Below are 13,781 nucleotides of genomic sequence, written 5' to 3'. Positions count from 1 at the left end.
TCCTTCGCACAAGCGACACCTCCGGGGGCGTTCACGTCGCCCGGGTCCGCAGGGCTGTGCGGACCCGGGCCCTAGGCCTGCCCCGTCGAGTCGCGTATGACCAGTTCGGTCTGCAGATGTATCTGGGCGGTGGTGCGGCGGTCGTCGCCATGCGCGAGGAGCATGTCGACGGCCGCCCGACCAGCGGCGGCGGTGGGGGTCGCCACCGTGGTCAGCTTCGGGCGGGTGAGCCGGCTGAGCATGATGTCGTCGATCCCGACGACGCTGACGTCGGCGGGCACGCGGGCCCCGGCGGCCAGCAGACCCTCGATGAGACCGATCGCCATGAGGTCGTTGTAGGCGAGCACGGCGGTGGCGCCGGCCCGCAGCACGTCCTCGGCGATCGTGAGCCCGCCGACCTCGGTCGGCGGGTTGGGGCCGATGATGGTCAGCTCGGCCCCCTCGGTCTTGGCGGTGGCGGCGGCCGAGCGGCGGATCTCCCGGCTCGTCCACGACCCGCGCGGGCCGCTGAGCAGAGCGATCCGGCGGTGGCCGAGCGTCGTCAGGTGCTCGATGGCGATCCGTGCGCCGCGGGCGACATCCATCACCACGGCCGGGATGCCGGCGATCTGCCGGTTGACCACGACCAGCGGCACCTCACGGCTGAGCTGCTCGATCAGCGTGTTGCTCATCCGGGGACTGACGAGCAGCACGCCGTCGACCTGTTTGGCCAGGGCGCGCACCACCTCTTCCTCGACTGCCGCGTCCTCGTTGGTGTCGGCGACAAAGATGTGGTGGTCGTGCTTGCGGGCCTGGCTCTCCGCCGCCTTGATCAGCGGCGGGAAGAACGGGTTGGCGATGTCGGCCACGATCAGGCCGATGTTGTACGTGCGGCCGGTGATGAGCGCGCGGGCGGCCCGGTTGGGCCGATAGCCCAGCTGCTCGGCGCAGGCCAGCACGCGGGTGCGGGTGTTCGGGTTGACCAGGTGCGGCGCCGAGAACGTGCGGGACACGGTGGAGATGTGCACGCCGGACGCCCGCGCCACGTCGCGAATGGTGACAGCCACGGCAGCAACCTCCTTTGTGGCCCCGGTCACGTGATGACAGCCATTAATGCAAGCGGTTGCACACAAGTCAATGGGTCGAAGTTACGAATAGATTGCATGGGAGCGCTCCGCACGTGCTCTTATTTGGTCAAACCACCATCAAAACTACCGACTTCTTGACGCCCTGAAATCGATCTGTCTAACTTCCCTGCAAACCTTTGCTGCCCCGGGAGGACACATGGCCGGGAAAAAACGGATCGCCGTCATCGGTACCGGCTCGCGCGCCGAGATGTTCATCCGCGCGGTCACCGACGACCACGCCGACACCGCCGAACTGGTCGCCCTGGCCGACGTCAACCAGGCCCGCATGGACGTCCACAACGGCTGGCTCAAGCGTCCTGTGCCGACCTATCAGGCCGCCGAGCTCGAACGAATGATCTCGGAGACGCGGACCGACGAGCTGATCGTGACCAGCGTGGACAGCACCCACGCCGAGCACATCGTCACCGCGCTCGAAGCCGGCTGCGACGTCATCACCGAGAAGCCGATGACCGTGGACGCGCCCAGCTGCGACCGCATCCTCGACGCCGTCGAACGCACCGGCCGTCGTGTGCAAGTCGCCTTCAACTACCGGTTCAACCCGGTCCACGAGGTCGTCCGCTCACTGCTGGCGGGCGGCGAGATCGGCGAGGTCGGCTCGGTGCACTTCGAGTGGCTGCTCGACGTGCGGCACGGCGCCGACTACTTCCGGCGCTGGCACCGCGACAAGGCGAACTCGGGCGGCCTGCTCGTGCACAAGTCGGGCCACCACTTCGACCTGGTCAACTGGTGGCTGGGCGCCGCGCCGCGGGAGGTCTACGCGTCCGGGCGGCTGTTCTTCTACGGCGATCAGGGGCGCGGGCGCGGCCTCGACAAGGAACGGTTCGCGCTCGACCTGGCCGCCGATCCGCGTCTCAAAGCGCTCTACCTCGATGCGCAAAAAGAAGACGGCTACCGCCGCGACCAGGACGTGTTCGCGCCCGGCGTGACCATCGAGGACGACCTGGCCGTGCTGGTCCGCTACGACACCGGCGCCACCATGACCTACCACCTGACCGCGTACGCCCCGTGGGAGGGCTACCGGCTGATGGTCAACGGCAGCAAGGGCCGGCTGGAGCTCGAGGTGATCGAGAGCGACCACGTCAGCCCGGGCGCGGCGGGCATGGTCAAGCACGGTGCCAGTCCCGAGTCGGGCTCGGTGACCCTGACCATCCGGCCGTACTGGACACCCCCGTACGCCGTGGAGCTGCAACCCGTCGACCGCGAGGGCCACGGCGGCGCCGACAAGCGCCTGACCGGTGTGCTGCTGGGCGGGCAGACCGACCCGATGAACCGGTCGGCCACCGCCCGCGACGGCGCCCTGGCCCTGCTCACCGGGCTGGCCGCCAACCAGAGCCTGCGGGACGACGCCCCGGTGCGGGTGGCCGACCTGCTCGAGAAGGAGTAACCGCCAGTGCCCGACCCCATCTTCGTCACCGACCCGCGGCACGCCGGCCTGGCCCGCGACCTGTACGCGGTGGCTCGCGACCTGCCCCTGATCAGCCCGCACGGGCACGTCGACCCGGCGCTGCTGGCCGAGGACGAGCCCTTTCCCGACCCCGCGCGGCTGCTCATCGTGCCCGACCACTACGTCACCCGGATGCTGCTCAGCCAGGGCATCCCGCCCGACCGGCTGGGCGTGCCGCGGCGCGACGGCGGCCCGGTCGAGACCGACCCCCGGGCAATCTGGCGCCTGCTCGCGGCGAACTGGCACCTGTTCCGCGGCACCCCGTCGCGGCTGTGGCTGGAGCAGACGTTCCGCACGGTCTTCCAGGTCGACATCCCGCTCACCAAGGACACCGCCGACGACCTGTACGACGCGATCGCCGCGCGCCTGGCCGAGCCCGAGTTCCGCCCGCGGGCGCTGTTCGAGCGGTTCGGCCTCGAGGTGCTGGCCACTACCGAGTCGCCCACCGACGACCTGGCCCGGCACGCCAAGCTGGCCGCGGACGGGTGGGGCGGCCCGGGCGGCCGGGTGATCAGCACGTTCCGCCCGGACGACGTGGTGGACCTCGAACGCGACGGCTGGGCCGGCAACGTGGCCCGGATGGGCGAACTGGCCGGCGAGGACACGTCCACGTACGCCGGTTATCTGGCCGCCCTGCAGCGCCGGCGGGAGGCGTTCATCGAGGCCGGCACCACGTCGTCGGACCATGGGCACCCCACCGCCCGTACGGTGAAGCTCTCCCCCGCCGATGCCGCCAAGCTCTACGAACGCGGGCTGCGGGGCGACGTGTCAGCGGCCGACGCCGAGACGTTCCGCGCGCACATGATCTTGGAGTTCGCCCGTATGTCGATCGACGACGGGCTGGTCATGCAGCTGCACCCGGGCGCGTCGCGCGACCACAACCGGGCGCTGTTCGCCGCGCACGGGCGCGACGTGGGCGGCGACATCCCGCAGGCCACTGATTACGTGCACGCGCTGCGGCCGCTGCTGGACACGTACGGGATGGACTCCCGGCTGCGGATCGTGCTCTACACCCTCGACGAGACCGCGTTCAGCCGCGAGCTGGCCCCGCTGGCCGGCGGCTATCCGGCACTGTTCCTGGGCGCGCCGTGGTGGTTCCTCGACACGCCCGACGCGATGCGCCGCTTCCGGGAGACGGTCACCGACTCGGCCGGTTTCTACAACACCGCCGGGTTCGTCGACGACACCCGGGCCTTCTGTTCCATTCCCGTACGCCATGACGTCGCCCGCCGGGTCGACGCCGCGTATCTGGCCTCGCTCGTCGTGCAGGACCGGCTGCCGTTCCCGGAGGCGGCCGAGACGATGGCCGACCTCGCCTACCACCTGCCCAAGCGGATCTTCAAGCTGGAGAAGGCATGACCACCATTACGGGCGTCACTGTGCACGACGTACGGTTCCCGACCGCCGCGGCCGGTGACGGCTCCGACTCGATCAACCGGGGCGACTACTCGGCCACGTACGTCGAGCTCGCGACCGACGGCGGCGTGACCGGCACCGGCTTCACCTTCACCAACGGTCAGGGCAACGAGATCACCTGCGCCGCCGTACGGGCTCTGGCCCCGTCCTTGATCGGCGTGGACCTCAACGGTGATCAACTTGCCTTTCTGCGGAGTTTGACCGCGCATCCGCAGTTGCGCTGGATCGGGCCGGAGAAGGGCGCGCTGCACATGGCGACCGGCGCGGTCGTCAACGCGGTGTGGGACGCGAAAGCCAAGCTGGCGGGCAAGCCGATGTGGCAGTTCCTGGCTGAGCTGCCGACCGAGGATCTCGTGGCCGCCGTGGACTTCCGGCATATCTCGGACGCTCTGAACCCCGCGGAAGCGGTCGAGATCCTCGACAACGGACGGGACGGGCTCGCGGACAGGCTGGCGCTTCTCCGAAAAGACGGCTTCCCGTCGTACACGACCAGCGTCGGCTGGCTGGGCTACCCCGACGACAAGGTGCGCGCGCTGACCCGGCAGGCGTACGCCGAGGGCTGGCGCGCGATGAAGATGAAGGTGGGCGGCCCGATCGAGGACGACGTGCGGCGGGCCGGGATCATCCGCGCCGAGATCGGCCCCGACGCGCTGCTCATGATGGACGCCAACCAGATCTGGGGCGTCGACGAGGCGATCGCCAGCATGGCCCGGCTGGCCGAGTTCGACCCGTACTGGATCGAGGAACCCACGCATCCCGACGACGTGCTCGGCCACGCGCGCATTCAAGAAGCCGTTTCCCCCGTACGGGTGGCGACCGGCGAAGTGGCGGCCAACCGCGTCATCTTCAAGCAGCTCCTGCAAGCTTCCGCCATCCGCGTGATGCAAGTTGACGCGTGCCGGGTCGCCGGCATTCCCGAGGTGCTGGCCGAACTGCTGCTGGCGGCCAAGTTCGGCGTGCCGGTCTGCCCGCACTCGGGCGGCGTCGGGCTGTGCGAGCTGGTCCAGCACATCGCGATCTTCGACTACCTGCGCATCGGCACGTCGCTGGACGGCCGCATGGTCGAATACGTCGATCACCTGCACGAACATTTCACCGACCCCGTCCGTACGCGGGAAGGTCGTTATCTCGTGCCGACAGAACCGGGCTACAGCTCCGACATGCGCCCGGAGTCGATCGCGCAGTTCTCGTTCCCGGACGGCCCGGCATGGAACTGAACCGCTCGACGCTCGCCCGGGTGCCCGCAGCCGCCCGGCCCCGGACCGACGCTCCCGCCGCCGGCATCGTCCACCTCGGCCTGGGCGCCTTCCACCGCGCGCACCAGGCCGTCTTCACCGAGGACGCGATGGCCGCGGCCGGCGGCGACTGGGGCATCGTCGGTGTCGCCCCGCGCTCGCCCGACGTCTTCGAGGCCATGCGCGCGCAGGACGGGCTGTTCAGCGTGACCACGCTCGACCCGGCCGGCAACAGCACCCGGGTGATCGGCTCGTCGGCCGGGCAGCTGCGCGCGGCCGCCGACCCCGACGCCGTGGTGGCGTTGCTGGCCGACCCCGCGATCAAGATCGTCACGCTGACCGTCACCGAGAAGGGCTACAAACTCGACGCGGCCACCGGCCGGCTGCTGCTCGACGACGACCTGCGGGCCGACCTCGAAACCGGCCGGCCCCCGCAGACCGTGCCCGGCCTGCTGATCCGCGGCCTGTGCGCGCGGCGGCGGGCCGACGCGGGACCGATCGCGCTGGCCAGCTGCGACAACCTGCCGGCCAACGGGCACCGGCTGCGCGGGCTGATCGACAAGCTGGCCGCGGCCACCGCGATCGGCGACTGGGTGCGCGAAACTGTCACGTTCCCCGGCTCGATGGTCGACCGCATCGTGCCGGCCACGACCCCGGTGACATTGGCCGGGGCCGCACAAGCGCTGGGCGTACGGGATCAGGCCGCGGTCAACGGCGAGCCGTACTCGGCGTGGGTGATCGAGGACGACTTCCCGGCCGGACGCCCCGCGTGGGAACAGGCCGGCGCGGTGATGACCTCGGACGCACGCCCCTGGGAACGATTGAAGCTGCGTACGCTCAACGGTGTGCACTCGGCGATCGCCTACCTGGGCGGGGTGGCCGGTGAGTCGACCATCGCCGGCGCCCTGGAACTGCCCGGGATGCGCGAAGTCGTGCGGCAGTACATCGCATGCGACGTGGCGCCCAGCTTCGAGCCACCACCCGGTGTCGACACCATCGCGTACGGGGAAGAGGTCCTGACCCGGTTCGAGAACCCGGCCATCGAGTACCAGACTGTGCAGGTGGCCATGGACGGTTCGCAGAAGATGCCGCAGCGCGTGCTGCAGACGGTGCAGGACAGGCTCGCGGCCGGCCACGTGCCCCGCTGGGGCGCCCTGGTGGTGGCGGCATGGATGCGCTTCGTCCAAGGGAGCACCGACGACGGCCGCGCGCTGCCGCTCAACGACCCGCTGGCCGACCGCATCCGAGCCCACCTCGCCGCGGCGCCGTCCACCCCCGACGGCGTGGCCGACGCGCTGCTCGGACTGGACACCGTGTTCACCCCGGCCCTGGCCGAGGACGCCGGGTTCCGGGCGGCACTGGTCGAGTGGCTGACCGCCTTCGAGAAACACGGAGTCGCCGCCACTTTGGCCGGTGCCGCATGACGCCGCTCTGCCTGGGGGGTGCCGCGTGACGGCTCGGGTAGCTTTGATCGGCGCCAACGGGCACGGCCGGTGGCACCGACGCTCCATCGGCGACTTGCTGGTGGGCCTGGCCGACGTGCAGCCCATCACACCGCCGCCGGACGTGCCCGCGTTCACTGATCACCGTGCGCTGCTGGCGGAGACCCGGCCCGACGTCGTGGTGATCTGCACGCCGCCCCACACGCACCTGCCGATCGCCCTGGACGCGCTCGACGCCGGCTGCGACCTGCTGCTCGAAAAGCCGCCGGTCACCTCGCTGGCCGCGCACCACACGCTCGCCGACGCCGCGGCGCGGGCCGGACGGGCCTGCCAGGTCGGCTTCCAGGCGCTCGGGTCACGGGCGTGGACCCGCTTCCGGGCCGCCCTCGACCCGTCGCTCACGGCGCTGACCGCGGTGGCGTCGTGGAAACGCGACGACGCCTACTACGCCCGCGCGCCCTGGGCCGGCCGCCGCACGGTCGCCGGCCGCCCCGTGGTCGACGGCGTCCTGGTCAACCCGCTCGCCCACGCGGTGATGCAGGCCCTCGCGTCGGGCACGGCGGCCGGGGCCGGACGCCCGCGCCTGCTCGAGGTCGAGCGCTACCGGGTCCGCCCGATCGAGGTGGAGGACACGGCGTTCGCCCGCATCACGTTCGAGACCGGCTTGACCCTGCTGGTCGCGGTCACCCTGGCCGGCGAGGACTTCATCGCGGGCGAGATCGAGGCCCGCGGCCCGTTCGGCCGGGCCCTGCTCGAATACCCCACCGACCGCCTGGCCCTCCCCGGCGACCCGGCCCCGGTCGAGGTGCCCGGCCGCACCGACCTGCTGACCAACCTGCTCGACCACCGCACCACCGGTGCTCCCCTGCTGGTCCCCCTGGAGTCGACGATCGACTTCACCACCGTGCTGGAGGCCCTGACCCTGCCCGACACCCCGGCCCCGCAGCTCATCGACGTGCCGGACCGCACCATACCCGGTATCAACGCCCTGCTCCGGTTGTCGGCCGACACGCTGTCCCTGCCCTCGGAACTGGGCGTCCCCTGGGCCGCCAAGCCGGACCGCCGCCGCCTGCCCGCAGGCTAAAGTCCGATCACCTCCGGCGCCGGGCTCAGACCGTGCCGGAGCGAATCGGCGATCGCGTCGCGGCGGCGCAGGGCGGCCCGCCAGCCGACCACCTCGACCTCGGTCGCCTCGCCGGAGGTCGAGGTGGCCCGCACGATCCACGGGCGGCGGAACAGCACCCGGGCCACCACCGAGGCGAGCAGCAGGGCCAGCACGATCAGGCCGTCCAGGATGATCAGCAGCAGCGGCAGCAGCACCCACCAGAACAGCACCGCCACCAGAACCAGCGCGAAAAACACGACCGCGAGGACCACCAGCTCGTCGGCGATGCCGCTGCTGCCGCCACTGCCGCCGACATTGCTCGCCACCTCGGCCCCGCTGCTCAGCGCGTCACCGGGGCTGACATCGTCGCGGCGCTTGGACCGCCACCCCCCGAACCGCCGGGCCATGACGCGCCACCTCGGCTCCCACACCACCCGCACACCCCACCGCGTCCCATCCGGCGCGGTGACCTCCACTGTTCGCACCGGTTCACGGTAACGATCCGCGCCAACCGGGATCGCGCCGTGTCGTTCACCTGCCGCCTCGGGAAACGCCGAGAGGGCGGGGTCATGGACGAGCGGAACCGGTCACCTGCCTGACCGGGCGGCAGGGGGGGGTTCAGCGAGGTGTGATCGTCAGGGCAGGCGGCAAGGCGGCGGCGTGCCATAGACCGTAACCGGGAACTGGCCGACGTACTGTTTCGTCCGGCTGAGCCGATGCGCGGAGTTGACACCCGGATCGTCCACGCTGATCGGTCCGGACGGCCGGCTCCAGTACGTCGTAGCAGTCCGCACTTGCACCGGTGCCGAGGTGATGCGCGACCTACGGCCGAAACACCCAAACCTGCTACGTAGTCGCCGCATCCGCGCTGCAGGGCAGAGTCGACGCCATGACGAGGCAGACGGGCGAGGGCGCGAGACTGGGTGGCCGCATCATGACTCCCACCTGAGCAAGGTGGGGACGGGGAAGGTGGGCGGCTGACGATGAGGGTAGCCCGGGTGTGATCCTGTGAACGTGGCCCGGCTACGTCAGTGCGGCTGGGAGACCGGCCACGTGCTTTCGCGGCGGATGAGTTCGGCTGAGACCGTCTCCACGCGAGGCGGAGCGTCGGGCGGGGGTGGGTTCAGGGCCAGCTCCATGGCCCGTTCGCCGAGTTCGGCCAGGGGCAGCCGGATCGACGTCAGCGACGGGGTGACGTCACGGGCGATGGGCATGTCGTCGTAGCCGATCACGCTCAGGAAGCGGCCCGCCGTGCGCATCGCGGCCAGGGCGCCCACGGCCATCGAGTCGTTGAGGGCGGCGATCGCGGTGACCGTCGGGTCGGAGGCCAGCAACCCGGCCGCTGCCGTCTCGCCGCCGTCACGGGTGAAGTCCGAGTGGACCACGGTGAGGGAACGGCCGTGGGCGGAGGCGGCCCGCTGCAGGCCGGCCAGACGATCAGCTGTTGTCGTCAGGGCCGCGGGGCCGGCGATGACCCCGACCGACGTGTGGCCCAGCTCGAACAGGTGAGAGCCGGCCAGGTAGCCGCCCTCCTCGTTGGCGGGCAGCACCGCGTCGGAGGCGTGGTGGTGGCGGCCGATCACCGCGATCCGGCCGCCCGTGGCCTCGAAGGCCGTCATCCGCGCGTCCAGTTCCTGTTCGGCGTCGGAGGACAGGTAACCCGAGCCGGCCACCACGATCGCGGCCACCTGGTGGGCGTGCAGCAGGTCGATGTATTCGAGTTCGCGGGCCGGCTCGCGGAACGTGTTGCAGATGATGGTCAGGCGACCGCTGGCCGTGGCCACCCGTTGCAGGCCGCGGGTGATCTCGGCGAAGTACGGGTCGGAGACGTCGTGGACCAGCACGCCGACGGCGTTGCGGTTGTTGCGGGCCAGCATCTGGGCGTGCGCGTTGGGCACGTAGCGCAGTTCGGCCACGGCGGCCAGCACCCGGGACCGCAGCTCCTCGGTGACGGGCTTGGAGCTGCCGTTGATGATGCGCGAGGCGGTCGCCGTGGACACCCCGGCGCGGCGGGCCACATCGGCCAACGTAGCCACGACCACCTCCGGTAAGGGAAACCCGCTGAGGATACCGCCGACAGTCTTGCCCGCCCGGCACCACGCCCCGTACGGTATCAGGAAAGCGCTTACCTAAGCGGTTTGCGAGCGAAGCGGAGGCTGGAGAGAGCATGGAACGCACCCCCCTCGGCATCATCTTGAACGGTGTCACCGGCCGGATGGGCCTGCGTCAGCACCTGATACGCTCGATCCTCGCCATCCGCGAGGACGGCGGCCTCCCGCTGCGCGACGGCACCGTCCTCTGGCCCGAACCCGTGCTCGTCGGCCGCAGCGAGTCCAAACTGCGCACGCTGGCCGAGCAGCACGGCCTGACCGACTGGACCACCGACCTCGACGGCGCGCTGGCCCGCCCCGACGTGCAGGTCTACTTCGACGCCCAGGTCACCTCGGCCCGGGTCAAGGCGCTGCGCACCGCGATCGAGGCGGGCAAGCACATCTACACCGAGAAGCCGGTCGCCGAGAGCCTGGCCGAGGCCGTCGACCTGGCCCGGGAGGCGGACGCGGCCGGCATCAAACACGGTGTGGTCCAGGACAAGCTTTATCTTCCGGGCCTGCAGAAGTTGCTCCGTCTGGTGCGCGGCGGCTTCTTCGGGCAGATTCTCTCCGTACGGGGGGAATTCGGCTATTGGGTTTTCGAGGGTGATTGGCAGGCCGCGCAACGCCCGTCGTGGAACTACCGGGCGGCCGACGGTGGTGGCATCACGCTCGACATGTTCCCGCACTGGCACTACGTCCTGGAGCAGATCTTCGGTCCCGTACGGTCGGTGACCGCCCGCTCCGTGACGCACGTCGACCGCCGCTGGGACGAGGCCGGCGAACCCTACGCGGCGACCGCCGACGACGCCGTCTACGGCTGGTTCGAGCTCGACGGCGGCATCATCGCGCAGATCAACAGCTCCTGGGCCGTCCGGGTCAACCGCGACGAACTGGTCGAGTTCCAGGTCGACGGCACGCACGGCAGCGCGGTGGCGGGCCTGCACCACTGCCGCATCCAGCCGCGCGCCGCCACCCCCAAACCGGTGTGGGACCCGGACGTGCCGACCGCGCAGCGCTTCCGCGACCAGTGGCAGCAGGTGCCCGACAACGAGGTGTTCGTCAACGGTTTCCGCGCCCAGTGGGAGCAGTTCCTGCGCTACGTGGCCGAGGACGGGCCCTACACGGGCGACCTGTGGGCCGGCGCGCGGGGCGTGCAGGTGGCCGAGCTGGGCCTGCAGTCCTCACGCGAGGGCCGCCGCCTCGAGATCCCGGAGCTGGACCGATGAGGTTCAGCGGGCGTGGCAGCGAGTTCGCGCCGGGTAAGCCGTTCACCAGCCGGATCGCGTACGCCGCGGCGCCGGTCACGGCCGACCCGCGGGCCGAGAACATTCCCGGCGCCCCGGCCGCCCTCGACTGGGACACCACGCTGCGCTTCCGGCACCATCTGTGGTCGTACGGCTTCGGGGTGGCCGAGGCGATGGACACCGCGCAGCGCGGCGCGGGGCTGGACTACCCGGCCACCCGTGAGCTGATCCGCCGCAGCGCCGCCGAGGCCCGGTCGGTCGGCGGCGCGATCGTGGCCGGCGTCGCCACCGACCAGCTGCCACCCGGCCCGGCGAGCCTCGACGAGATCACCAAGGCCTATCTGCAACAGCTGCACGACGTACGGGACGCCGGGGCGACGCCGGTCCTGATGTGCAGCCGGCATCTGGCCGCGGCCACCCGCGAACCCGACGACTACAAGCGCGTCTACGGCGAGCTGCTGTCGCAATCGGACAAGCCGGTGCTGCTGCACTGGCTGGGTGAGGCGTTCGACCCCGCGCTGGCCGGCTACTGGGGCAACCACGACACCGTCCTGGAAATCATCGACGAGCACCGGGACCGGGTCGCCGGCATCAAACTGTCGCTGCTTGACGCCGACTACGAGATCGAGATGCGGCGCCGGCTGCCCGAAGGTGTCCGGATGTACACCGGGGACGACTTCAACTATCCGTCTCTGATCTGCGGCGACGAGCGGGGCCACTCGGAGGCGCTGCTCGGTGTGCTGGCGGTGATCGCCCCACCCGCGGCGGCGGCTTTGCGCGCGCTCGACGAAGGCGACCTCGACGCCTACGACCGCGCGCTCACGCCGACCCTGCCGCTGGCCCGGCATCTCTTCGCCGCGCCGACCTATCACTACAAGACCGGCATCGTGTTCCTGAACTGGCTCGCGGGCCATCAGGACCACCTCACGATGGTCAACGGCGCGCAGTCCGGACGCTCGCCGCAGCACCTGCTGACGCTCATGAAGCTGGCCGACGAGGCGGGGCTGCTGCCCGACGCCGAGCTCGCTTCGCGCCGCGCCGGCGCGTGGCTGACCACGGTGGGGCTGGCGTGATGAGGGGATTCTCGCTCAACCAGGCCACCACCAAACGCTGGCCGCTCGACGAGCTGGTGCCCGGCTGCGTGGCCGCGGGCGTCACGGGGGTCGGTCTGTGGCGCGAGGAGGTCGCCGACTACGGCACCGACAAAGCCGCTTCCCTCGTACGGGATGCCGGTCTCACGGTGACGTCGTTGTGCCGCGGCGGGTTCTTCCACGACGACGCCTGGTACGACGAGAACCGGCGCGCCATCGAGCAGGCCCACACGCTCGGCACCGACACGCTCGTGCTGGTCAGCGGCGGGCTGCCGGGCTCGAGCCGGGACATTGACGGCGCTCGCCGGCATGTGGGCGACGCGATCGGCGCGCTGGTGCCCGACGCGCTGGCCGCGGGCGTCCGGCTGGCCATCGAGCCGTTGCACCCGATGTTCGCCTCGGACCGCTGTGTCGTGTCCACGCTCGGCCAGGCCCTGCAGCTCGCGGCGCCCTACCCGGCGGAGGCCGTCGGGGTGGTGATCGACACCTATCACCTGTGGTGGGACGACACGGTGTGGGACGGGATCGCGGCCGCCGGCGCGGCCCACCGGATCGCCGCCTTCCAGCTGGCCGACTGGATCACCCCGCTGCCCGAGGGGGTGCTGCTGGGCCGTGGCCTGCCCGGCACGGGCTCGGTCGACATGCGGCGCTTCGCGCAGGCCGTACGGGCGACCGGGTACGACGGATACGTGGAGGTCGAGGTGTTCCACGAGGAGGTCTGGTCGCGGCCCGGCGCCGACGTGCTCGCGCAAGCTCTGGCCGGCTACGAGGCGGCCGTCGCGTGAGCGTCCTGCGCGTCGGCGACACGGTCGTCGCCACGTACGTGATCGACCCCCCGCTCGACATCCGGCTCGCGCCCCGGCCCTACCTCCACCCCGTACGCACCCTCGGCGGCACGGTCGTCACCGACGAGCTCTGCTTCGACCACCCCTGGCACCTCGGCGCGTCGGTGGCGATCGCCGACGTCAACGGCTGGAACCTGTGGGGCGGCCGCACGTTCGTCCGTGACCAGGGCTACACCTGGCTCGACGACCACGGCACGATCCGGCACGACGGCTGGCTGCCCGCCACCGTGCCGGGTGGCCTGTCGGAGAAGCTGCGCTGGTGCGACGGCCACGACCGCACGCTGCTGACCGAACGCCGCTCCATCACGGCCGCGGCGGCGCCCGGCGGGTGGGAGCTCTCCTTCCGGTACGCGGTGACGACCGCACCGGGCCTGGAGGTCTCCCTCGGCAGCCCAGCGACCAACGGCCGTACGGGGGAAGCGGGTTACGGCGGTTTCTTCTGGCGCTGCCCGGGCGAACACGCCGTCGCCGACGAGCCCCACGGCAGCGCAGCCGAATCGGTGACCCTGACCGTGGACGACAAGTACGCGCTGACGTTCCGCGGCCTGTCCGGCGCGGACCGCTGGTTCATCCGCACCGAGGGCTACATCGGCGTGTGCGCCGCCCTGGCGTGGGAGAAGCCGCTGGTCGTCCCGGCCGGAGAAACCCTGTCCCGGCACGTACGGGTGCTGGTGGCCGACCTCTGAGACCGTCGATGGGTCCTTGATCGGACAGTCCCGGGTGGTATCCGCGGACCTAC

The 13,781-nt window shown here is 71.1% G+C and carries 11 protein-coding genes and 1 pseudogene; 9 read left to right on the top strand and 3 right to left on the bottom strand.

Going from position 1 to position 13,781, the window contains the following annotated elements; genetic code table 11:
- Window positions 1-80 precede the first annotated feature (80 nt).
- Window positions 81-1,046, bottom strand: a pseudogene (locus tag BKA14_RS01410) (LacI family DNA-binding transcriptional regulator); the annotation flags it as partial.
- A gap of 217 nt (window positions 1,047-1,263) precedes the next feature.
- Between BKA14_RS01410 and BKA14_RS01405 the strand changes: the two are divergent.
- Genes BKA14_RS01405 through BKA14_RS01385 form a run of 5 tightly spaced genes read left to right on the top strand, consistent with a single transcriptional unit; the run spans window position 1,264 to window position 7,748 of the window.
- A complete protein-coding gene (locus BKA14_RS01405; RefSeq protein WP_184949128.1) occupies window positions 1,264-2,511 on the top strand; it encodes a Gfo/Idh/MocA family protein in 1,248 nt (415 codons plus the stop codon).
- Window positions 2,512-2,517: 6 nt separating this feature from the next.
- On the top strand, window positions 2,518-3,930 hold the full coding sequence (uxaC, locus tag BKA14_RS01400) for a glucuronate isomerase (protein WP_184949127.1): 1,413 nt from the start codon (window positions 2,518-2,520) through the stop codon (window positions 3,928-3,930).
- Window positions 3,927-5,204, top strand: a complete 1,278-nt coding sequence (locus BKA14_RS01395; protein WP_184949126.1) for an enolase C-terminal domain-like protein — start codon at window positions 3,927-3,929, stop codon at window positions 5,202-5,204. The genes uxaC and BKA14_RS01395 overlap by 4 nt, the downstream gene beginning before the upstream one ends.
- Window positions 5,195-6,646 (top strand): mannitol dehydrogenase family protein, encoded by a 1,452-nt coding sequence (locus BKA14_RS01390; protein WP_184949125.1) that lies wholly within the window; start codon window positions 5,195-5,197, stop codon window positions 6,644-6,646. Before BKA14_RS01395 ends, BKA14_RS01390 begins: the two co-directional genes overlap by 10 nt.
- Before the next feature lie 25 nt (window positions 6,647-6,671).
- Window positions 6,672-7,748, top strand: coding sequence for a Gfo/Idh/MocA family protein (locus tag BKA14_RS01385; RefSeq protein WP_184949124.1), 1,077 nt, complete (start codon window positions 6,672-6,674; stop codon window positions 7,746-7,748).
- Here the strand turns inward: BKA14_RS01385 and BKA14_RS01380 are convergent.
- Both BKA14_RS01380 and BKA14_RS01375 read right to left on the bottom strand, forming a co-directional pair.
- Window positions 7,745-8,254: a hypothetical protein gene (locus tag BKA14_RS01380; RefSeq protein ID WP_184949123.1), complete on the bottom strand. Its 510-nt coding sequence runs from the start codon at window positions 8,252-8,254 to the stop codon at window positions 7,745-7,747. The two genes, BKA14_RS01385 and BKA14_RS01380, sit on opposite strands and share 4 nt — an antisense overlap.
- A gap of 543 nt (window positions 8,255-8,797) precedes the next feature.
- The gene (locus BKA14_RS01375) at window positions 8,798-9,805 is read right to left on the bottom strand and encodes a LacI family DNA-binding transcriptional regulator (RefSeq protein ID WP_184949122.1); all 1,008 of its coding nucleotides are present in this window, start codon (window positions 9,803-9,805) and stop codon (window positions 8,798-8,800) included.
- Between the two features lie 131 nt (window positions 9,806-9,936).
- On the opposite strand from BKA14_RS01375, the gene BKA14_RS01370 reads away from it, so the two are divergent.
- Genes BKA14_RS01370 through BKA14_RS01355 form a run of 4 tightly spaced genes read left to right on the top strand, consistent with a single transcriptional unit; the run spans window position 9,937 to window position 13,728 of the window.
- Window positions 9,937-11,088, top strand: a complete 1,152-nt coding sequence (locus BKA14_RS01370; RefSeq protein ID WP_184949121.1) for a Gfo/Idh/MocA family protein — start codon at window positions 9,937-9,939, stop codon at window positions 11,086-11,088.
- Window positions 11,085-12,179, top strand: coding sequence for a dihydrodipicolinate synthase family protein (locus BKA14_RS01365; RefSeq protein WP_184949120.1), 1,095 nt, complete (start codon window positions 11,085-11,087; stop codon window positions 12,177-12,179). Before BKA14_RS01370 ends, BKA14_RS01365 begins: the two co-directional genes overlap by 4 nt.
- Entirely contained in the window at window positions 12,179-12,982 is an 804-nt protein-coding gene (locus tag BKA14_RS01360; RefSeq protein ID WP_184949119.1) for a sugar phosphate isomerase/epimerase family protein, read from the top strand. The genes BKA14_RS01365 and BKA14_RS01360 overlap by 1 nt, the downstream gene beginning before the upstream one ends.
- Entirely contained in the window at window positions 12,979-13,728 is a 750-nt protein-coding gene (locus tag BKA14_RS01355; protein ID WP_184949118.1) for a DUF6807 domain-containing protein, read from the top strand. Before BKA14_RS01360 ends, BKA14_RS01355 begins: the two co-directional genes overlap by 4 nt.
- Window positions 13,729-13,781 lie beyond the last annotated feature (53 nt).

The sequence above is a fragment of the Paractinoplanes abujensis genome (assembly GCF_014204895.1).
GTDB classification, from domain to species: Bacteria; Actinomycetota; Actinomycetes; order Mycobacteriales; family Micromonosporaceae; genus Actinoplanes; species Actinoplanes abujensis.
Note: the sequence above shows the minus strand (reverse complement) of the source record. Positions and strands in the feature narration are given on the sequence as shown.